Source organism: Blastopirellula retiformator, assembly GCF_007859755.1.
In the GTDB taxonomy this organism is placed as follows: domain Bacteria; phylum Planctomycetota; class Planctomycetia; order Pirellulales; family Pirellulaceae; genus Blastopirellula; species Blastopirellula retiformator.
Window position 1 is genome coordinate 819485 of the sequence record NZ_SJPF01000001.1, and the last position, 21047, is coordinate 840531.

The following is a 21047-nucleotide window of genomic DNA, read 5'->3' on the forward strand; positions in this document are numbered from 1 at the left end:
CGCAATTGGCAAGTGTAGCATGCCGCACGGGTTTGTGACGGAGTTTCCAAGGAGCTAGAACAGAAGGATTAGAGGGGCTATTCAGCCGAATCGCCATATTCCAGCCGATGGCATTCGAGCCAGGTCGGCGGTTCGCACCGCTCGGCCAGTTTGCGAATCACCGTTTCAGGAACCTGGCTGCTGCGGGCCTTGTTCTGCGCCAAAATCTGCTTCAGCGACGGTTCGAGATAGACGATCTCGATCCGGGCGCCATAGTCGTTAAACAAGTCGAGCCACCGGCCGCGGGTCAATCGCATCGTGTTGGTGGCGTTAAACGCGAACGACTTGTTGGCGCGCAGCAATTCGCGACAACGCTCGCGGGCCAACTGGGCGACTTCTCCCTGGTTGTCGGTCGGATCGATGTCGAGCTCGACCCGAATATCGTCGAGCGCAACGATCGGCAATTCGCTACGGTTCTGGGCGATCCACGTATCCTTGCCGCTGCCAGGCAAGCCCGACAATAACGTCACGGTGCAGCGGAAGTCTTCGTGCGGAACGTAATGCAGGTTCGGCTCGGCCTGACGGAAGAAGGTGAAGCGGGCATGCTCGGTCGCAAAGGGATAGGGCTGGTCGTAGCAGCCCGCTTCTTCCGACGCCAGCTTCCAATAGTGCAGGTTTTCTTCGGGCCGCGACATCGAGTCGGTATCGCGGCCGCGGGTATCCGCCAACGCAAAGAGATAGAGCAACCGATTATTGACCAGCCATGACAAGCGGACTACTTCATGCGTCGGCTCGGATCGCTCCAGCAAAAACGTGGGTCGTCCGTGGTTCCGAACCATCCGGGCGATCGCTTCGCGCGTCAGCAAGTCGCAGCCCAAGTCGCGCAAAATCGCCCGAGCCAAATGCTCTCCCTTCACTGCATGTTTGGGAGAGCGAACGTGGCCGGTTACGGAATCGACTTCGGTCGTCAGCGGCTTGGCGATGTCGTGAAACAAGGCGGTAAACGTCAAGTTGGTCTGATCTCGCTGCGGCAGACTACTCCACTCATCAAGCCTGCGCAGTTCCTGCAAGACCATCTTGGTGTGGGTCCAAACATCTCCCTCGGCATGCCACTGGGCGTCTTGCGCGCAAGCCGCCATCGCGGCGCACCAAGGTTGCGTTTCGGCCCAGGCGGCGACTTCGTCCACGGTCGCGTTCTTCAGCTGTTCCCAGTTCATTGCCAGATATCCACGCCTTCGGCCAGTTGGTTGGGCGTCATGGCTTGTTGTTGCCAATGCTCACTCCGCTTGATCTTTTCGACAAACTCGGGACGCACGAACTTGGCCCGCGCGGTAACGGCGCCCTCGGCTTCGGTTCGCACATACAAGCCCTCCATCCGGTTGTCGGTCTTCCCTGTAAAGGGATTCTCAAAGCTGCTGTCGAACCGCGAGGCGCCAATCTGCTTTTCCAAGTCGCTACGTCGGAGCGAACCGGTATGCACAACCGGCACGGTCTGCACGCCGCTTCCTTCCAGCCGCGCCAAGCGACGCTGCAAATCGAGGAAGACGCCGTGCCGTTTGTCGTAAATGTCGAACTCAAAAAAGTAGTGCGACAGTTGACGGTAGTGAATCGAATGCTTGGCGTAGACCCACTCGCCGAACAGCAGGAAGCGGTTCTCAAGCATTTCTTCGAGCACCTGGCGTTTAACCATGGCCCATTGTTTAAACAGGTCATATTGCGGATGCATGCCTTCGGTGATCAGGTGCCCGCGACATTGCAGGACCAGTTCGCCGGCGTCGGAAAAATGAATGCCGACATTCGTGCCGTCCAGTTTCTCTTCGACGATCAGCGACGGATCGGCGATAAGCTTCGTCGATTCCGCCTCGCCAAGATGCTTGTCATCGGCGGTGCCCTGCGACCCAAACAGATGGGGCGTGCGAGGATACTTGGTAAAGTCGCCATGCGACGTACCCATGGCTAGGCTCCTTGTGTTGGTTGGGGTAATACGAGGGACCGGAGTAACTCAGCGTATTCTTCTTTTCTCGGCAGATAATAGTCAATGTAGATCCGCCGGCGGCGAGCAGCGACCGTTTGGTTGAGGATTGGGTTGAAGGAGGTTTTCTCAAACGTTTCCCAGTACAGACCGACGCCACGTTTCTGCCAACTCGGCAGACTGTTGTAGTTGATTCCCCGTTGGAGCAGCAACTCGTTTTTGTCGCGCACAGATAGCCCAAGCAAACGCCGCGTCGCTTGTCGAGCGCTGCAGCCTTCCTGGCGAAGCGTCCAATAGCACCAAGCGTTGAGCGCGTTCCTCGCCGCATCCTCACACCGCCAGCGGAAGTAGTCGACGACGAGCTCGATGTTGGGAAGTTGCGAGATGCGACAATCGAAGCTGGCCGCCTGGCCGAGTTGTAGCGAGAATTGGGCGCTCGCCTCGCCGGCGAGAGTCGAAACGTATTTGCGGAGCTTGCGACCGAAATGACGTTCGTCTCGATCAAGTAGCAGCGAGATCTCGTCACTTTCGGTATAAGCGTACAGCACGCGAAATCCGCAGTTCATCAGAGACTTCGCCGTCGCTGTCATGAAGTCGCGAAACCGAACGTCGAATGGCGCTTTGAACTGGCAAACATCTTTCGTTAGCCGAGTGAAGCTCCGGCCGTCGAGCCGTGCAACCATATACATCTCGGGCAGCACGCATAGATCGGATGCCGTTTCAAATACCCGCATCTTGTTGTCGAGCTGTTTAAATCTCATCGTTCCATTCCTCTACCTCGAAGCCGCGTTCGCTCAGGCGAACGTACCACAGGGCGTCAAAACCTTCCTCTTGCGTAGGAAGTTCTAAACGTTTCGCAGTCGCCAGCAGTCCAACCTCCGGAATCGAGTGTTCACGCTGCTGATTCCGCACCAGGCACTCGGCGATCTTCGAGCTAAAGTAGTAGCCGACAACGGAGTATCTCGCCTTCTTCAGGGCGCCAAGATAGGAAGCCCGATCATCCCGCGTTGGATTGGTATTGTCGATCACCAGGGGCTGGTCGGTCTCCAGACAAGCCGTCATCAGACGCCGCTCTCGATGGCGTGTGCGGAGCAAGTCGAGACTGATCCGCACGTGCGTGGCGAAGAAGCGTTCTCGATAGAACGACGACTTGCCCGAGGCCTGCAGGCCGATGAAGAGTATGCCTTCCATATCAACGCTCGCGATCAGTGCTGAAACGCAAAAAGCCCGCCCGATTATGAAAAACCGGGTGGGCTTGCTATCTCTCCTTAAGAGGCTTCGCCTCTAAAAGTAGTGGTCCCGGTTCACGCCGTCAAAAACAGCCTTTCGCGAGACAACACCTCTTGAAGCGGAGGCCGGAACCGCAGGGGCAAAGATCGTTCCGCCCCAGCTTTTCTTCCAGCAGTTTGTCGCCATGGACGATCCGCACTCCGCGCTTCACTTGCGTTTCGGAAGGGAATCCATGGCGCCGCTTGCTCATGTTCTCGAAAAAAATGGCTGTTCGTCGAGTTGTCGATCGAAGTCGTGTCGCATGACGCACCTCTTCTTGGTGAAAGTTCTTCCGCTTAGAGAGTTCCTGCAGCAAAAGGTTCGCAAGAACGTTTGCAGGGCGTGGAAGAAACCAACGTCTTTTTTCCACATCGCCTTGCCCGGTTGCTCTGCAACGGTCGAGACGATTCTTCCGGTTGCCGGGCGTCGCTTTGCGGTAGACCGTGCGCGCCGGGTTCTCGCCAATGCGACTTGGCGCACCGCCGCGACGTAGCATCGCATAGCGACTTGCATGGGGCAAACGCTGGCACGAGGCTTGGCAAGGTGACGAGCGAGCGCAGCCTCGGGAACCCGCGAATCGCCGCCGCAGCTAGAAAGCGAAGTCTTACGGGAGTGATGGCGCCTTAAGAATTAAAACTCCTTAAGGTAAGGCAATGAAGGGTGGGATGGAGAGTAGAGTTTGACGAAGAATGGATCAACCCACCTGGTCCTGCTAAGGCCCAAACCCCAACAAGCGCCAATCCGTCCGCGTCCCATTCTCAACCTTGAGGTATGTACCAGCGCTATGAAAATCTTAGAGACTGCTGCCATTGTTGTGGGGCTGGTTTCGCTCGCCTTTGTCGGCTGCGTTTCGCAGGCCGAATCCCACGAAGAGATCCACGGCGAATCGGAGTCGCACGCGGAAACCCATGGCGAAGCGCACGGCGAATCAGGACATCCGCAACACAAGATCATCGTCACCAGCCCGGTGGTGAAGGATGTGGTCAGTACGCAACAATACGTCTGCCAGATCCACTCCTGCAAACATATCGAAGTTCGCGCCCTGGAAGGGGGTTACCTCGACGAAATTGGGATCAACGAAGGTCAGGCGGTGAAAAAGGGAGAACGGATGTTCAAGATTCTCCCCACGCTCTACCAGGCCAAACTTGATTCGGAATCGGCCGAACTGCAGCGAATTTCGATCGAACTGCAGAACGCCGAAAAGCTGAACGCCAAAGGGATCGTTTCGCCGCAGGAAATCATGCTGAAAAAGGCGGAGCTGGCCAAGGCGCAAGCCAACATGGAACTAGCGAAAGCCGAGCTGAACTTTACCGACGTGAAGGCGCCGTTTGACGGCATCGTCGATCGCCAATATTGCCAGTTGGGCAGTCTGATCGAAGAAGGAGACATTCTGACGACCTTGTCCGACAACAATCTGATGTGGGTTTACTTCAACGTGTCGGAAGCGCGGTATCTGGAATACAAGCAAGAGCTCGATAAGAGCAAAGGCGACAGTCAAGATCAGCTGACGATCGAACTGAAGCTGGCCAACGGCGCCATTTTTCCGCAGCAAGGCGAGATCGGCGCCATTGAGGCCGACTTCAACAATACGACCGGCAACATCGAGTTTCGGGCCGACTTCGCCAATCCCAGCGGACTGCTGCGAAACGGCCAGACCGGGACGATTCTGATCCACCGGACGATGAAAGACGTCTTCGTCATTCCGCAGCGGGCGACGTACGAAATCCTCGACAAGCGGTATGCGTTTGTCGTCGATGAGCAAAACGTCGTCCATCAGCGCGACATCGCGGTCGAGAGCGAGCAGGACGACATCTTTGTGCTGAAAGAGGGCTTGGCTCCGGGTGAAAAAATCGTCTTCGAGGGAATTCGACAAGTTCGCGATGGCGACAAGATCGCGTTCGAGTACCGCGCTCCCGAAGAGATTTTGAACCACCTGAAATATCCGGCCGAGTAAGGGAGGCGCCTAGCATGTTTTCCAAATTCCTCCATCGGCCGGCGTTGGCCATCGTGATCTCGCTGCTCATCTTGTTCATGGGCGGTCTATCGATCGTGTCGCTGCCGATTTCGCAATTTCCGGACGTGGCGCCGCCGAGCGTCGTCGTCTCGCTCTCGTTCCCTGGTTCGAGCGCCAAGATTCTGGTCGACTCAACGCTCGTTATTTTGGAGCGGGCCATCAACGGCGTGCCGGACATGCGGTACATGACTTCGGCGGCCACCAGCGCCGGCGAAGCGACGATCATGATCACCTTTGAGCCGGGCACCGATCCGAACGTGGCGGTCTTGAACGTCAACAACCGCATTCAGATGGTCAAGAACCAACTGCCCCCAATCGTCGAACGAGAAGGCATCATCGTCATGCAGAACATGACGAGCATGCTGATGTACGTCAACGTTTACAGCACCGACCCCAAAGTCGACCAAAACTTTCTGTACAACTACGTCAGCGCCAACCTGCTGCCGGAGATCCAACGGACCCGCGGCGTCGGTCGCGCGAAGATTCTTGGTAACCGAGCCTACGCGATGCGGGTTGAGCTCGATCTCGACCGCATGCGAAACTACAACATTTCGTCGGCCGACATCATGGAGGCGATCAAAGAACAAAGCCTGATCGGTTCGCCAGGGCGGCTTGGTCAGGCGACTGGAACGACCTCGCAAACGATCGAATACGTGCTGACCTGGATCGGCCGGTACGACAAACCCGATCAATATGGCGACATCATCCTGCGGGCCAACGAAAAAGGGGAGATCCTCCGGCTGCGGGACGTTGCGAACGTCTCGCTCGGTTCGGCCTTTTACGACCTCTATTCCGACATCGACGGCTACCCGTCCGCTTCGATCGTGCTGAAGCAGATCCCCGGCTCCAACGCGGCCGACGTGATCGACGAGGTGAAGGATAAGCTGAAAGAGTTCAAAGCCGATATGTTCCCGCCGGGGATGGAATACGCGATCAGCTACGACGTTTCGAGCTTCCTGGACGCGTCGATCGAGAAGGTGCTGCACACGCTGTTTGAAGCGTTCGTGCTGGTGTCGCTGGTGGTCTTTTTGTTTCTGGGGGACTTCCGCAGTACGTTGATTCCGACCTTGGCGGTGCCGGTCTCGTTGATTGGGACGTTCTTCTTCATGAGTATGTTCGGGATGTCGATCAACCTGATCACGCTGTTCGCCCTGGTGTTGGCGATCGGCGTGGTGGTCGACGACGCGATCGTGGTGGTCGAAGCGGTCCACGCCAAAATGCACGAGAAGCATCTCTCTCCCTACGCGGCGACCAAAGAAGTGGTCGGCGAAATCAGCGGGGCAATCATCGCGATTACGCTGGTGATGACCTCGGTGTTTATCCCGGTCTGCTTTATGCCGGGGGCCGTCGGCGTTTTCTATCGGCAGTTCGCCCTGACGATGGCGATGTCGATCGTGCTGTCGGGCGTGGTGGCGTTGACGCTGACGCCGGTGCTGTGTGCGATGATCTTGAAGCCCCACGGCCAGCAAAAACAGACCGGCATTATCGGCTTGATGAACGGCGTCATCAATCGAACCGGCGATGCCGCTAACCCCATCCGCCTGGTGCTGTCGATGATTCTGGGCGCCGCGGTCGGCTACGGAATTTACGAATTGCTGCATGTCGAGATCGTGCACGAGGTCATCTCGGAACAACTGGAGCTGACGCCGACTCGGATGATGACGATCGGCGCTGTGATGGCGGTTCTCTTCTTCTTCACCTTCCGGGCAGTCTTCTCCGGCAGTCGCGAGGGTGAGAAGAAGTTGCGGGGGCCGATCGGCATGTTCCTGAAAGTGTTTGATAGCGGCGTCGAATGGGTGACCCGCGGCTATGTCGGCGTTGTCGGTCTGGTCGTGACCCGGCGGATCGTGACGATGGCGGTGATCGGCTTGTTCGGCTGGGGCATTCTGGTCGTCAACGAAGTGTTGCCGTCCGGCTTTATTCCTTTGGAAGACCAGGGGGTCATCTATGGAATCATTCAGACTCCGCCGGGCTCGACGCTCGAATACACAAACTCGAAGTCGCACGAACTGCAGAAGATCTGCAAAGAATTTGACGAAGTCACGTCGGTCACTTCGCTGGCCGGCTACGAAATCTTGACCGAAGGTCGCGGCTCGAACGCTGGTACCTGCTTGATCAACCTGAAGCCCTGGGCTGAACGCGAACTGACGTCCAAGGAATTGATCGCCGAGTTGGAAGAGCGGGGTCGTGAGATCTCGAACGTGAAGCTGGAGTTCTTCGAGCCGCCGGCTGTGCCGGGCTTTGGCGCCGCGGGCGGTTTCTCACTCTGCTTGCTCGATAAGACGAATACCGGCGACTACGACGCGTTTGGCAAGGTGACCGAGGACTTCCTGGCCGCCCTTGAAAAGCGGAAAGAGTTGAAAGGGTTGTTTACCTTCTTCGCGAACGACTATCCGCAGTACGAGATTTTGATCGACAATGACGTCGCCATGCAGAAAGGGGTGTCGATCGAAGACGCGATGGAGAATTTCTCGATCGTGGTCGGCAGTACCTGGGAGCAGGGCTTCATTCGCTTTGGTCAGTTTTCCAAGGTCTACGTGCAGTCGGCGCCCGAGTATCGCCGCTATCCCGAAGACCTCGACAACATGTACGTCAAGAACGACGAAGGGGAGATGGTTCCCTACTCGGCGTTCATGAAGATCGAGAAGCGGCAGGGGATGAACGAAATCAACCGTTACAATCTCTACACGACGGCGATTATCCAAGGCGCTCCGGCGGCGGGTTATAGTAGCGGTCAAGCGCTGCAGGCGATTCAAGAAGTCGCCGACGAAGTGCTGCCGCATGGCTACGGCATCGGCTGGCAAGGCTTGGCCTATGACGAAGCGGGCAAGGGAAACACGGCGGTCCTTATTTTTGCGGTCGTGGTGATCTTCGTCTACCTGGTGCTGGTCGGGCAATACGAGAGCTTCCTGCTGCCGCTGGCGGTGCTGGTCTCGCTGCCGGTCGGATTGTTCGGTTCGTTTCTGATGCTAAAAGGGATGGGGCTGGCGAACGACGTTTATTGCCAAATCGGCCTGGTGATGCTGGTCGGTTTGCTTGGCAAGAATGCGATCCTGATTATCGAGTTCGCCGTCCAGCGGCGACACGAAGGGCTCAGTATCCGCGACGCGGCGATCGAGGGGGGCGCACTCCGTTTCCGCCCGATCATGATGACGTCGTTCGCGTTCGTCGCCGGTCTGATTCCGCTGGTCCGGGCAACCGGTCCTGGCGCCATCGGCAACCGGACGATCGGTACGACGGCCGTCGGCGGGATGCTGATGGGTACGCTGATCGGCGTGCTGGTCATTCCCGGTTTGTATTACCTGTTCGCCAAGTTGTCGGACGGCAAGCAGTTGATCAAGCAAGAGCATGACGACCCGCTCAGCGAGATCTTCGAGCGTGACCAGGCGCATCCGCCGCATGAAATGGGTGGGCCTGACTCGCAGCATGGCCCGAGCCAGGCGTAGCCCGCGGAAGATTCCGTAAGAGTTTGCCAGATCGTCAAACTTAAACGCATCGCTCTCGGCAGGGCCAGGCGATGTGCGAGAAATTTGAATACGCCGCAGCGAATTTGCTGCGGCGTTTTCGTTGGCGGACTTGGTAAGGTTTGCAGCTGGTAGCGGTTGTATGCGCCAATGGCTTCGCGGCGCGGCGAGGATGAAGTGCGGATCGTCTTCCCCTAGACCGCCTAATCGGCCCCTTAATGTCTTTTAATGATGTGCTGGCGACGCGGCGAAACCTGCTGTTTTCCCGCGTCTTTCTAGCGATTCGATCAGGTAAGATCGCCGCCGCCGCGCCGGACGCGAAGGATTGCCTGACCTGCCCTTATTTTTCTGCCGATACGATTTGAGCGGGAAGTATCTAGCCCACGCGTTATGCGGTCTGTCGCAATTGGACCGTCTGGCTACGGATACTAGCACTGACCGAAAAAGTCCGCCACCAGCGCGGAAGGCATGGGATCGAACACCAAACGATTGGCAGAAGTCGCAAGGGGCGGAACGATGAGACGGAGTCGACCTAACGTTGGTTTCAAGACGAGTGCGTCGCGGCAATGCCTGATCGTAGTCGCCATCGCCTGCGTTCTGTTAGCGGCCTTGTCTGGATGCTCGATTCCCAAACTCTGTTGCGCCAAGAAGGGGCCGGATCTGCCGTACGACTTCAACGGTGAGACGACCGCTCAGAACTCGGCCGACGTCGGCATCGAAGAGTTCTTCGACGATCGCGTGCTGACGCAGTTGATGGCGCAGGGGCTGGTTAACAACCAGGAGCTGAAGATCCGTAATCAGGAAATTCGGATCGCCAGCAACGAAATCATGGCTCGTCGCGGCGCCATCCTGCCGTTCGTCTCGGTCGGCGCCCGCGGCGGTATGGAGCGAACCAGCAAATTCACTCCGCTTGGCGCCGCGGAAGAGCAACTGACCTATCCAGTGGGCGGCAAGTTCCCCGATCCATTGCCCAACGTTGGACTAACCGCCAATCTCTTCTGGCGGATCGACATTTGGCGAGAACTGCGAAACGCCCGCGACGCCGCGATGCAGCGGTATGTCGAAGCGGTCGAAGTGCGAAACTACTTCGTTACCCAACTGGTCGCCGAGATCGCCACCAGCTACTACGAACTGGCGGCCCTCGACAAGCGGATGCAATACCTCAATCAAACGATCGCCATCCAAAAGCAAAGCCTGGAAGTGGCCCAGGCGCAAAAAGACGCCGGTCGCGGTACCGAACTGGGCGTGCAGCGTTTTCTGGCCGAAGTGCGGAAGAACGAAAGCGAGTTGCTGATCGTCAAGCAGCAGATTATCGAGACCGAAAACAAGATTAACTTCCTGGTCGGCCGCTATCCGCAGCCGGTCGCTCGCACCGAGTGGGACTTCATCGTCCTCGATTCGCAAGTGTTGGCGGTCGGGGTGCCGGCGCAATTGCTCGCCAATCGCCGCGACATTCGCGCCGCCGAGCGAGAGCTGGCCGCGTCGGGACTCGACGTGTTGGTCGCCCGGGCTCGCTTCTTCCCGCGGTTCGACATCACCGCCGGCATCGGTTACGAGGCGTTCAATCCGCGCTACCTGTTTGACCCGGGCTCCTTTATCGCCAACGCCGCCGGCGAACTGGTCGCTCCTTTGATCAACAAGTCGGCGATCAAGGCCGACTACCTGAACGCCAACGCGCGTCAGCTGCAAGCGGTCTACGACTATCAGCGGACCGTGCTGAACGCCTACACCGAAGTGATCAACGCCATCACCAAGGTCGAGAACTACCGCCAGAGCGTCCAGATCAAGCAAGGTCAGGTCGCCGCCTTGGATGAATCGGTCAACGTGGCGACTGATCTGTTCCAGAACGCCCGGGCCGAATACGTCGACGTCCTCTTCTCGCAACGCGACTTGCTGGAAGCGAGAACCGATTTGATCGAGACGAAGCGACAGCAACTGTCGGCGATCGTAAAAGCGTACCAGGCCCTCGGCGGCGGCTTCCTCTGGTCGAGCAGCGGGTCGACGTGGCTGGACGTTTACTGTGAACCTCTGCTGATTGAGCCCGACGAAGTGATCATGCCGCCAATGCCGGAGGACGCGGTCGACCTGCCGGAACCGACCGCCGCTTCACCGGTACCGGCCGTCCCCACGATGGCGCCGCCGGCGATCGATCCGCAGGAACTGTCGCAGCCCGACCAAGTGAGCTTGCAACCGGCGCACGTCGATCCAATCTGGGCGAACAACCCCGCGCCCGCCACGCCCAATCGTCCCGTCTCCTACGATCAGCCGGCCGCCTATCCGCCGCCGGTGTTGATCGAAAATCCGCTGCGTCCGTAGCGCCGCTTACCAACGCAGGCAAGTAGCGGCGATCGGCGTCTCGGGTGGATCGCCGTGGGGCGACTTGCGATACTAGGGACTTGCTGGTTCGTAGTCACCCAAGTCGATTGCGACCGATGTCGAGTTTCTCCCTTGCCCGGAAGTGACGCCCCATGAACTCCGCCGCCAATGCCGCTGCTGCGCTCCACCGACCCGAGACCGATCCGACCCCCATCTTTGAGCATTTTCGGGGGATGCATGGCTCGGAGTTGTTAACCGCGGCGGTCGCTCATTTCGACCTGTTCGGTCGACTTCAGCAGCAGCCGCTCGATTTCGCGTCGCTCCGTCAGGCGTTGCAATTGGAAGAGCGTCCCGCGCACGTGCTGCTGACGGCCCTCAGGGCGATGGGCTTGTTGCAAGAAACGGACGGCAAACTGGCGCTCACCCCGCTTGCGGCTGAGCATCTCGTACCGGGCGGGCCGCTCGACTGCGGCGACTATATTGGCTTGGCGGCGCAAACGCCAGGCGTGTTGACGATGGTCCGCTTACTGAAGACGAACCGTCCTTTGGGGAGCGACGATAGCGAAGAAGGGGGCGCCGCGTTCATCTATCGCGACGGCATCAAGTCGGCGATGGAGGCGGAAGCGTCGGCCCGGCACTTTACGCTCGCGCTGGCTGGTCGGGCGAAGAACGTCGCGCCGCATCTGGCCGAAGCGGTTTCGCTCGCAGGGGCGAAGTTGTTGCTCGACATCGGCGGCGGTACCGGCATCTATTCGCACGCCCTGCTGCAGAAGAACCCGGACCTGAAGGCGATCGTGTTTGATCGCCCAGAAGTGCTGAAAATCGCCGGCGAAATGGCCGAACAGTATGGCGTCACCGATCGCTGTCAGTTGGTCGGCGGCGATATGTTCGCCGATGAGATCCCGGCCGGAGCCGACGTCATTCTGCTCTCGAACATCCTACATGATTGGGACAAGCCCGAGTGTCAGCAAGTGGTCGATCGCTGCGCCGCGGCGCTTGCGCCCGGCGGTCGACTCTTGATCCATGACGTGTTTCTCGATGACGCGCTCGATGGACCGCTGCCGATCGCCCTCTACTCGGCGTCGCTCTTCTCCTTTACTGAAGGTCGCGCCTACAGCGGCGCTGAGTATCGCGAGATGCTGACTGCCGCTGGACTGACGCCGCAGCCAATCGTGCCGACGCTGGTGCACTGCGGCGTCTTGGCAGGCGTGAAATAAGGGGAAGGAAGAGTGCAAGACTCGGTAGGATTTCGGCAGCTGAACTAGTGTAGATCAAGGCAGTTCCGCCGAGGATCCGCGATCTCGTGCTGCAGCAGCGAATTGCCGCAGTCCAGCCGCAGCTCACCGCGTTGTCGACTTGACCTGGTTTAGGGCGCCGCTTGCACCAAGAGGCGGACCGACTGACTCGTCCCCCGCTTGTCCTCGTCGTAGTACTCGTAGGCGACCGCCGGGAGGGCGAGAATATCGACCGGCATCGTCGCCTTCAGTTCGTACGCCAGCGTCAGCGGCTCTTCTGGCGATAGGCCGCGAAGATAGACAATCACGCTGCGGGCGTTGATCTCGTATTTCTCGATATCACCCAGCAGTTTGCGTTCTTCAAATTCAGCCCGGCTGACCTCAAAGCCGGCTGGAATCGGCAGGTCGAGCATCACCATCGGCGCCTCTTCGGACATGCGATTGGTGACCGTGGCGGTCGCGACAATCGAGTCGTTGACGGCCAGCTCGGTACGATCGTACTCGAGCTGGACCGTCAACGGCTCTTCCGGCTGCTCCGGCCCCGCCAGTTCTTCGTAATACTTCAGCACCACCTGGTAGCCAGTCGACGTATTGGTGGCGTCGCTCAGTCTTAGCTTCGACAGCCCAGTTGTGAACCGATCTGACAGAATGATCTGCCGCATCACGTCGGCCTGGTCGACCGGAATGGTGATGCGCTCTGCCGGTCGATCGGCCAGTTGCAGTTCGATCCGTCGCTCTTTTTCATCGCTAAGGGTCCGTCCGGTCCCTGCGATCAGCGCCTTTAGGGCGAGGACCGTCGCTTGCGTCGAATGCCACGTACCGCGGCCATCCTTATGATCGATCAGCCAAGAGAGCCCGCCGCGAATGGTCGCCGCTTCGCGTTTTCCACGAATCAGGGCCAACATGGCCAGCGAGGTCGTTTCGATATCTTGGCTGCGACCGGCTCCGTAGAACATGGTTCGCCCAGAATTGCTACTTCCCCACCAGGTTCGCTTGCCATCGCTCGACGTCTGCCGTAGCGTCTGCAATCGAGCCAGATAGGGTTGGGCCTCGAATGTGGTCGGATCGATCGCCAACAGGGCGTTGCAAACCAGAGCCAGCGTGTAGGGATCGTCAATCTGGTTGGGCCGGAATGAACGAAGATAATTGAGCGTCGCTTGCGACTGCGCGTCATTCGTCTCGCCGTCGTAGACTGCCCAGGCGATGTAGGCGGTCGTGCTCAGGCGAGCCAGATCGCCGCCGCCGCTCGCGGGATCGCCATGAAAACGATGTCCTTCCGGATCCCACGTTCCGTCAGGCTTGCGCTGCCCCAACAGCCAGCGACGCGTGCGCTCGATCAGCGCCGGATCGACGTCGTGAACCCGCGCCATGTCTTGGAACTCCATCAGGCCATAAGCGGTCAGCGTTCGATTGGCAGGCGGCCGCCCAAACCAATCGAATCCACCGCCGGCGACTTCAAAGGTTAGCAGACGCTGATAGCCGAGGTGGATGTACTGCCGAGCTTGCGCTTCGACCTCTGGCGCCGAGTTGCCTGTTCGTTTCAGGTAGGCGAGCGCCAGGACGTTGGGATACGTGGTAGAGGAGGTTTGCTCGAAGCAGCCATAGGGACGTTGGAAGATGCCGTCGAGACCTTCCACCACATGGCTGAACGTCGACGGATAGAACCGCACGATCGCGGTGACGCTCCCCTCGACCGCGTCGTCAGGGACGTTCAAGTTCAATTCGGTCGCCGAATCGAGCACGCCATTAAAGACCGTTTCGACTGGCCGCCCGTTGGGGATGATTTCGATCTCGCGCTCCAAGGCGTCCGCCACTTCGCCGCTGTGGGCGGTCACCTTCAGCTTATGACGTCCCACCTTTTCGGCGCGGATGCGGTAGTGCAGCGAGCGAACTTCGCCAGGCTGCAGCGTGATTGACTGCTCGGCCTCGTCGAGACCCTCAAACCAAGGCGCCGACGCCAGCGTCAGCGCCACTTCCTGCGGCTCGTCCAAATAGTTGTAGACGACCACCGGGACCGCAACCTCATCGCCCCGCGTCAGCGCCACCGGCAGGTTCAAATCGACGAAGAAGGGCTGGAAGACGCGCAGCGACGACTGCGACGCTCCCAACTGCCCGTTGGCCGAAACGGCGCTGGCGGTCAATCTCCATGAGGTGATCGAATCGGCCAGGTCAACGTCAATCGTCGCGCGTCCCTGGTCGTCAGTGATTAGCTCGGGACGCCACAGCAAGGTTTCGGGGAACCATTGCCGAACGCGAACCTGTTTGCCCGCTTCGCCTGGTGGTCGGTCAAACTCAAGGCCCATCTCATCGATAGGTTCAAATTCCTCCATCGTAAAAGCGGCGAGGCCCAACTGTTTTAGGTTGTTCACTGCTTCTGCCCGACGTGCTGCTTCCCGCGCTTGCTGAACCGCCGGCAGGAGAAGCGAAATTAACACGCCGCCAATCAGGATCACCGTTATCACCTCCGCAATCCGCGTCGTCTCAAAGACATACGAGAGCACGATCACGAACCCGGGGATGCCGAAAACGAGGGCGAAGATCCACCACAAGAATCCGACCAAATCCATCCCTTCCCGTTTGGTCGCTTCGATCGCCTGCACATGTTCCGGGCGAGACGACGCCGTCAGCGAGTGGTAGCTCGGCTCGTCGCGCAGGTCGTCGAGCACGTCCGGCGGGAAGTAGGCCGACAGGTCGACCAACTCTTCCCAATCGGAGCGATTGAAAACCTCAAAAACTTCCTGGTTGTTCTCGACGAAGGGAAGCAGGCGCTCCATCATCGCCTCGCGTTTCGACTTCTCGCGACGCTCGGCGCCGGCGAACAGGGCTTGCTCAAAGAGGCGACGATCGGCTGGGCGTCCCTCTAGATCCAATGACGGGGACCAGGGATAGATCGCGTAGACCGGCGTCAGCAACTCCTGCTCAAGCAGGAAGAAGCTTTGCTGCATTTGCGCGCCGGAACCAAGCACCGAGAAGACCGCTTCGTCGACCGCCGCCAGGCTGATCGCGCCCGGCGCCGGTTTGCCGTCTTGATCGGTCAGCTTCAAGGCGATCTTCGCTTTTTCGCCGGGGCGATACTGATCGCGATCAAGCTTCGCCGTGATTTGTAGTTCATTGGCCTGGCGAATGTAGAGGACCCGCGTCTTGCGGACCGGTTGGCCCTGCTGGTCGAAGCGATAGGCGCACAACTCCAGCGTGCCGAACATCTCTGGCGGCAGATCGAGCAGATACTCGCCATGCCCGTCCTTCATTTCTATCGAGTCGGTCAGGATCGTCTGACCATCTTTGACGAAGTCGAGAAAGACCGGTTCGTTGCCGCCGCCGATCGCCGACAGCCGCATCACCTCGCCTCCGTCGTAGACCGCCTTGTCGGTGCGAACGAGAAAATCATGCGCCGCTTCCCCGCACGTCAGCTTCACCTGGCTCCGCCCCACCAAGCCCGCTTCGTCGGTCGCCCGGACGATGATGTCGAGCTCTGGCGACTTCGGCGTCAATTCGCAAACGGCGGCGCCTAGTGGTGAAGTGGTAAGCTCTTCGCTGACGCCGCTCATCGCGATGCGGGCCTCGGCCGGACGACCATCGGCGTAGTTGGCCAACACGTAGACGCGATTGGGAATTCCTTGCACGAGCTTCGCCGATTCCGGAATGATCTGCACGTGGATCGGATTGATGGTAACGATCCGCGAGACAGTTTTCGTTTGTTCCTGCCCCGCTGTGTCGACGACTTTGATCTGCACATTCACCCGGGCGTTTCCGTTTTCCTGCGGCATCCCAACCAGTCGATCGGGCAGGCGGAGCGAAAATTGCGCGACGCCAGAGGCATTGGTCTCAACAGTCGCTTGGTCGGTTGCGTCGCTCGCGACATCGCTGGTCCGCAGACGCACGTTGACCGTCCCCTTTGCGACCGGTTTGCCAAAGAAGTAGTTGGCCTGCACGGTCCCTTCGATCCGATCGCCTGGCTGGTAGTATGACTTGTCGAGCTCGACTTCCAGCTTGAACTTCGGCAGCACGTACTTTTTGACGTCGACGGCGACGGCGCTTTCGGTTTCGCCCACCAGGCACTCGATGCGGTATTGCCCCTCGATGATTTCCTGGGCCAACGGACAGTCGAGCGACGTGATTCCATAGCGACTGGTCACGTCCTGCTTGCGATAGATCACGTTTCCTTTGGGATCGGTGATGCGGAAGGTGACCGCCTGGCCGGCAGTTGGTTTCAAGTCGGGACGCCGCAGCGATAGGCTCCGCATGTGGATCGTCTGGCCCGGCTGATAAACGGGCTTGTCGGTCGTCACCATTACTTGCGACGCGCGGCGCAGATGGATCTTGTGCGTCAACTTTTGGTCGCCTCCCGCGGGATGCGCGACGATCCGCAGTTCGTAGTCGCCGTCGCTCCAATCGGGCAGCTGAATCCGGGGGCGTCCGCTTCCTTGGGCGTCGGTCTGAAAGCTGGTCAGATGAAAGACTTCGTCCGAGTCGGGTTTGGCGATCGCAATGTCGACCGGCACGTCGGCGATCGTCTCGTCGCTCTCGGTATTAAAGACCACCACCCGCAGCGACGACTCGGTATCGGAGAGCAAATCGGTCTGCCCCAGCACTTTCACGTCATAGGGAGAAGGCGCCAGGTTGGTGTAATAAGCTTGCAAGCTGACGATGACCAGCAGAAAGGTGGCCGCCAGCGTAACGGCGGTCGTATAGAACTTTTGTTTCAGCGGCATCTCCCCCCACCAGTCGCCGACCCTTTGCAGGCGCGTTCGCTTTCCCAACGCGGCGATCTTCGCCTCGGTCGCTTCGATCAGGCTTTGCGACGCTTCCATCGGCGGCAGCAACTGGTACAACTCGGCCCGCTTGCGCGCTTCGTCGAGCGCCGCCTGGCAGATCGCGCATTGTTCGCAGTGCTGACGGACGCGATCGGCATAGGCGACCGACAGCGCACCATGCACGTAGGAGTCGACATCATCGAGAACGTGGGAAAATTTCGTGGACATCGTGATGATCCTGAAATCAAAAGGCGAAGCGAAGGGAAACGCGCGGCCGACTGGCGGCGGAGCGTTTCGGGTTAAAGTCGCGGTTCGAGGTAGTCGCGCATCGCGTTAAGTCCGTGATGCATGTTCGAGCGGGCGGTCGATTCGCCGCAGCCGACCACCTCGGCGATTTCGGCGAACGACATCCCGTTCCAGAGCCGCAGTGCGACGACGGTTCGCTGTTGCATGGGCAAGCGGAGCAGGGCGGTCTCGACCAGCGCGGCGTTTTCGGTGGCGATCGCGCCTTCGTCGGGGGGCGGTCCGTGTTCGAGCGCGGTATCGGCGTAGTGCGAGTCGGGGACGACCAGCGGATCGCCCTGCTTGCGAAACTCCTGCCGGCATTTGTTCATCGCGATCCCGAAGACCCAAGGGCGAACGGATCGCGGGAAGGCGTACTTGCGGCGACTGGTCCAGATCGCCAAGAAGACTTCCTGGAACAGTTCTTCCGCGCGATGATGATCCTGCGTCATGCGACGCAAGAAGGTCAAAATGGGATTGGCGTAACGGCGCATCAACAGCGAAAAGGCTTCGTGGGCCCCACCGGCCGCTTCCTGCATCAACCGCTCATCCGACTCGTAAGGATGTTTCATGTTGGTGGCTCCAGGGACGTCTTACCTACCTATTAGCGCGCCGGCGCCCTTTCGTTGAATCAGAAATCGAAGAATTTAGGAGGAATTTTGTCGCGGTGAAACCGGATGCGGGCGAATCGCTGATGTTTCGCCGTCTAGAAAGCGGGGAGAAGCTGCCAGGTCAGTTCTGGATGCCGGGGGCAAGGATCTGGCAGTAACGGCCAGACCCGGCATGCAATTCTGGCCGGATGTCGATAGTCCACGCCAATAAAAAACGCCGCCCTGGAACCTGCGGAGAGTTCCAAAGCGGCGCACTGGGGGAATATCTCGATTCGCGATCGTCGGCTAGTTCGCCTTCACGTCATACACGTACAGCGTGCCTTGATCGCGAATGTACAGCTTGCCGTTGGCGACCACCGGGTGCGCCCAAGCGGGGCTGCTGGTGCGGTCGGGTTGGCTAAATCGGCCGCGCTCCAGGTATTTCTCGCGGCTCGGTTCGATCAGGACGACCTCCCCATCTTCGGTTCGCAGGTAGAGCCGATCGTCGGCCATCGTCAGCGAACCCTTTTGAGCGTCACGCTCGCGCCAGAGGACGTCGCCGGTCTGGAAGTCCAAGCAAGCCAAAAAGCCGCCGCCGTTGCCGCCGTTACCGCCATACAACGCGCCGTCATGCACGATCATGCCGCCATGATGGTTTTGCATACTGCTGGTGAAGTAGACTTCCTCGGCTTCGTACGTGCCGTCTTCCTTCTTCTGCAGCTTGACCGCGCCGCCGCCGGTGCCGTAGGCCGAAGCGGCGAAGACCAGGCCATCTTTGTAGATCGGGGTCGAGCAGTTGATCCCCATACCGTTGGCCGGGGCGTCGTATCGCCACAGCGGTTTCCCCTCAGGCGAAACGGCAAACAAGCCCTTGGCGGCGAACTGCACGTATTGACGCTCGCCGTCGACATCGATCGCAATCGCCGAAGAGTAAGCGGCGCCAGCGCGCGGGCCACGGCCAAAGCCGCGACCACCACGACCGCCCCGTCCACCGCGGCCAGGACCTTCTTGCGGGCGAGCTTCTTCCTGCGGCTCGGCCGGAGCTTCGGCGGCGCCCGGCATCTTGCTTTGCCAGATCGTTTCGCCCGTTTTCTTATTCAACGCGACGATCATCGCTTCGTCGCCGCCGGGGGTAAAGATCACCTTGTCACCATCGATCAGCGGCGACTCACGGAAGCTCCAGGGCGGAATCGCGCCGCCAAAGTCTTCCTGCAGATCGCGCTGCCAGACTATTTCGCCATCGGCGACCTTCAAGCAGGCGACGTTCCCTTTCATCCCCATCACGTACAGCAGATCACCGTCGACGGTCGGCGTGCCGCCGGGCCCTTCTTTCGACTGCGGCATCCGCTGCTGGTACGCCGGGCTGAGCTTGCTGACCCACAGCTCTTTGCCATCTTCTTCCGACAACGCCCACACCACCTCGTCGTCCCCGCGAATGCTCATCGCGAAGATCTTGCCGTCGACAATCGCCGGAGCGCTGTCGCCGCCACCCAGGTCGGTCGCTTTCCAGGCCAGGGCCGGGCCATCTTTCGGCCACTGCTTCAGCAGGCCTTCTTCGGCCGAGATCGCGTCGCGGTTCGGCCCTTGCCACTGCGGCCAGTCGGCAGCGTGGGCCGCAGGGGCGAACAGAGGGGCGCCGCCGGCGGTCAGTGCAAGTAAAAGTGCGAAACGTTTCATCAAATATCCCCGTCGCAATTGGTATTCGTGGCATTGCCCTGCTGATATCAGGGCGCAACTCGGAATGAACCCCGTAATCCGCACAAGGTTACGGCGGTTTGACGACTATTTCGCGGGATCGGTTTCGCCATCGCTGGAGGATTTTTGTTGGATCCTCCAGCCTTAACCGTCCATCGGCTCCAGAGTGTGAGCTATCGCACCTCCGGGATGCCGCGATCGTCCGCAGGCCGGGGACCAGGCGCGGGCCAGTGAAATTTGCGCTCTCCGGCGTCGATCGGCACGTCGTTGATGCTGGCCTCGCGGCGCCGCATCAGGCCGTCGTCATCAAACTCCCACAACTCGTTTCCATAACTGCGAAACCAGTTGCCGTCGGCATCGCGCCATTCGTACTGAAATCGCACCGCGATATGGTTGTCGTCAAACGCCCACAGCGACTTCGTCAGGCGGTAGTCGAGTTCTCGTTCCCACTTGCCTGCGAGGAAGCGGACGATCTGCTCGCGGCCGGTGACGAACTGGCTGCGATTGCGCCACTGCGAGTCGAGCGAATAGGCCCGCGAAACTCGCTCGGGATCACGCGAGTTCCAAGCGTCTTCGGCCAGGCGAACTTTTTGCAGGGCCGACTCGCGGGTAAACGGCGGGGCGATCATCGGCGGCTGTGCGGCTGTGGTGCTGGCGGTCATGGGAAGGTTCCTTGTTGTAGATCAGGCCAGGGAAAATAAAGTGGGAACCGTCCAGAACATCAGGAAGTGCGGCTCCCACTTGAGCAGCAGGATCGTCTAGACGAGCGCTGGGGCCAGCGGGAAGTCGATCTCGGTTTGGGCGACGTTGTTGAAGTAGTTGGTGAAAATGTTGAGCGCGACGGCGGCGATCGTTTCGGCGATCTCGGCGTCGTCGTAGCCAGCGTCTTTCACCTCTTGCAGCTCGTCGTCGCTGACATTGCCGCGCGACTCGATCACCTGGCCAACGAACTGAAGCAGGCTGTCGACCTTGGCGTCGACCGACTTGCCGCGGCGGCTGTCGGTGACCTGGTCATCGGTCAGGCCCGTCATCTTGCCGATCGCACAGTGGGCGGCCAGGCAATAGTCGCAGCCGTTCGCTTCGGCGACCGCCAGCGAGATCTGCTCGCGAACCTTGGCCGGCAGCTTGCTGTGTCCCAAGGCGCCGCTCAGGGCCAGGTAACCTTCCAGCACTGCCGGCGAACTGGCCATCGTCCGCATCAGGTTGGGGGTCATGCCGAGTTTTCGCTGAACGCCGGCTAGCAGTTCGGGCGAGTTACCAGGGGCCGATTCGGTGGCGAGGGCTTGCAAACGAGTCATGGTTCCGTCTCCAGTAGCAGAGTAAAAGTGATGGTGTCGCACAGTTGCGACTTCTGGCGGCCCTTTAGTTCACTTCCTGTGCCAAACTGCCGAAGTTTTTTTAAGTGGATGATATGAAATAGGTTAAGGCGATTCGCTTGTGTTCGCGTGATTTACGAGATATCGTTGATTGACGAAAT

Annotated in this window: 14 protein-coding genes; 4 read left to right on the forward strand and 10 right to left on the reverse strand. The window is 59.5% G+C overall.

All coding sequences use genetic code 11. From position 1 onward, the window contains the following. Positions 1-77 precede the first annotated feature (77 nt). The 5 genes from Enr8_RS03340 to Enr8_RS25950 all read right to left on the reverse strand — a co-directional run bounded on the left by Enr8_RS03340 (position 78) and on the right by Enr8_RS25950 (position 3716). A complete protein-coding gene (locus Enr8_RS03340; protein WP_146429187.1) occupies positions 78-1196 on the reverse strand; it encodes an AAA family ATPase in 1119 nt (372 codons plus the stop codon). After that, a complete protein-coding gene (locus tag Enr8_RS03345) occupies positions 1193-1933 on the reverse strand; it encodes an RNA ligase family protein (RefSeq protein WP_146429188.1) in 741 nt (246 codons plus the stop codon). The genes Enr8_RS03340 and Enr8_RS03345 overlap by 4 nt, the downstream gene beginning before the upstream one ends. A 2-nt stretch (positions 1934-1935) precedes the next feature. After that, positions 1936-2712, reverse strand: a complete 777-nt coding sequence (locus Enr8_RS03350; protein ID WP_146429189.1) for a tRNA(His) guanylyltransferase Thg1 family protein — start codon at positions 2710-2712, stop codon at positions 1936-1938. Continuing rightward, a complete protein-coding gene (locus Enr8_RS03355) occupies positions 2702-3142 on the reverse strand; it encodes an AAA family ATPase (RefSeq protein ID WP_146429190.1) in 441 nt (146 codons plus the stop codon). Before Enr8_RS03355 ends, Enr8_RS03350 begins: the two co-directional genes overlap by 11 nt. 121 nt (positions 3143-3263) lie before the next feature. Further along, positions 3264-3716: an SEC-C metal-binding domain-containing protein gene (locus Enr8_RS25950; protein ID WP_246119932.1), complete on the reverse strand. Its 453-nt coding sequence runs from the start codon at positions 3714-3716 to the stop codon at positions 3264-3266. Positions 3717-4004: 288 nt separating this feature from the next. Here Enr8_RS25950 and Enr8_RS03365 point away from each other — a divergent pair, with 288 nt between their 5' ends. The 4 genes from Enr8_RS03365 (at position 4005) to Enr8_RS03380 (ending at position 12231) form a co-directional block, all read left to right on the forward strand. Beyond that, positions 4005-5174, forward strand: a complete 1170-nt coding sequence (locus Enr8_RS03365; RefSeq protein WP_146429191.1) for an efflux RND transporter periplasmic adaptor subunit — start codon at positions 4005-4007, stop codon at positions 5172-5174. A gap of 14 nt (positions 5175-5188) precedes the next feature. Further along, positions 5189-8680 carry an efflux RND transporter permease subunit gene (locus tag Enr8_RS03370; RefSeq protein WP_146429192.1) on the forward strand — a complete coding sequence of 1164 codons (3492 nt, stop codon included), beginning with the start codon at positions 5189-5191 and terminating at the stop codon, positions 8678-8680. A gap of 534 nt (positions 8681-9214) precedes the next feature. Beyond that, a complete protein-coding gene (locus Enr8_RS03375; protein WP_146429193.1) occupies positions 9215-11014 on the forward strand; it encodes a TolC family protein in 1800 nt (599 codons plus the stop codon). A gap of 152 nt (positions 11015-11166) precedes the next feature. Continuing rightward, positions 11167-12231, forward strand: coding sequence for a methyltransferase (locus tag Enr8_RS03380; protein ID WP_146429194.1), 1065 nt, complete (start codon positions 11167-11169; stop codon positions 12229-12231). Between the two features lie 149 nt (positions 12232-12380). On the opposite strand, the gene Enr8_RS26550 is transcribed toward Enr8_RS03380, so the two are convergent. The 5 genes from Enr8_RS26550 to Enr8_RS03405 form a co-directional block, all read right to left on the reverse strand. Beyond that, positions 12381-17231, reverse strand: coding sequence for an MG2 domain-containing protein (locus tag Enr8_RS26550; RefSeq protein WP_146429195.1), 4851 nt, complete (start codon positions 17229-17231; stop codon positions 12381-12383). Between the two features lie 71 nt (positions 17232-17302). After that, positions 17303-17857: an RNA polymerase sigma factor gene (locus Enr8_RS03390; protein ID WP_146429196.1), complete on the reverse strand. Its 555-nt coding sequence runs from the start codon at positions 17855-17857 to the stop codon at positions 17303-17305. A 324-nt stretch (positions 17858-18181) separates the two neighbouring features. Continuing rightward, positions 18182-19552: a PQQ-binding-like beta-propeller repeat protein gene (locus Enr8_RS03395; protein ID WP_146429197.1), complete on the reverse strand. Its 1371-nt coding sequence runs from the start codon at positions 19550-19552 to the stop codon at positions 18182-18184. A 191-nt stretch (positions 19553-19743) separates the two neighbouring features. Beyond that, on the reverse strand, positions 19744-20232 hold the full coding sequence (locus Enr8_RS03400) for a nuclear transport factor 2 family protein (protein WP_222434786.1): 489 nt from the start codon (positions 20230-20232) through the stop codon (positions 19744-19746). A gap of 96 nt (positions 20233-20328) precedes the next feature. Further along, positions 20329-20868 (reverse strand): carboxymuconolactone decarboxylase family protein, encoded by a 540-nt coding sequence (locus Enr8_RS03405; RefSeq protein WP_146429198.1) that lies wholly within the window; start codon positions 20866-20868, stop codon positions 20329-20331. Positions 20869-21047 lie beyond the last annotated feature (179 nt).

What these genes read in the sequence shown, in the direction of transcription:
- Enr8_RS03340 (WP_146429187.1), bottom strand. Translation starts at nt 1,196, where the DNA reads ATGAACTGGGAACAGCTGAAGAACGCGACCGTGGACGAAGTCGCCGCC.
- Enr8_RS25950 (WP_246119932.1), bottom strand. Translation starts at nt 3,716, where the DNA reads ATGCTACGTCGCGGCGGTGCGCCAAGTCGCATTGGCGAGAACCCGGCG.
- Enr8_RS03375 (WP_146429193.1), top strand. Translation starts at nt 9,215, where the DNA reads ATGAGACGGAGTCGACCTAACGTTGGTTTCAAGACGAGTGCGTCGCGG.
- Enr8_RS03345 (WP_146429188.1), bottom strand. Translation starts at nt 1,933, where the DNA reads ATGGGTACGTCGCATGGCGACTTTACCAAGTATCCTCGCACGCCCCAT.
- Enr8_RS03350 (WP_146429189.1), bottom strand. Translation starts at nt 2,712, where the DNA reads ATGAGATTTAAACAGCTCGACAACAAGATGCGGGTATTTGAAACGGCA.
- Enr8_RS03355 (WP_146429190.1), bottom strand. Translation starts at nt 3,142, where the DNA reads ATGGAAGGCATACTCTTCATCGGCCTGCAGGCCTCGGGCAAGTCGTCG.
- Enr8_RS26550 (WP_146429195.1), bottom strand. Translation starts at nt 17,231, where the DNA reads ATGTCCACGAAATTTTCCCACGTTCTCGATGATGTCGACTCCTACGTG.
- Enr8_RS03390 (WP_146429196.1), bottom strand. Translation starts at nt 17,857, where the DNA reads ATGAAACATCCTTACGAGTCGGATGAGCGGTTGATGCAGGAAGCGGCC.
- Enr8_RS03395 (WP_146429197.1), bottom strand. Translation starts at nt 19,552, where the DNA reads ATGAAACGTTTCGCACTTTTACTTGCACTGACCGCCGGCGGCGCCCCT.
- Enr8_RS03405 (WP_146429198.1), bottom strand. Translation starts at nt 20,868, where the DNA reads ATGACTCGTTTGCAAGCCCTCGCCACCGAATCGGCCCCTGGTAACTCG.
- Enr8_RS03400 (WP_222434786.1), bottom strand. Translation starts at nt 20,232, where the DNA reads ATGACCGCCAGCACCACAGCCGCACAGCCGCCGATGATCGCCCCGCCG.
- Enr8_RS03380 (WP_146429194.1), top strand. Translation starts at nt 11,167, where the DNA reads ATGAACTCCGCCGCCAATGCCGCTGCTGCGCTCCACCGACCCGAGACC.
- Enr8_RS03370 (WP_146429192.1), top strand. Translation starts at nt 5,189, where the DNA reads ATGTTTTCCAAATTCCTCCATCGGCCGGCGTTGGCCATCGTGATCTCG.
- Enr8_RS03365 (WP_146429191.1), top strand. Translation starts at nt 4,005, where the DNA reads ATGAAAATCTTAGAGACTGCTGCCATTGTTGTGGGGCTGGTTTCGCTC.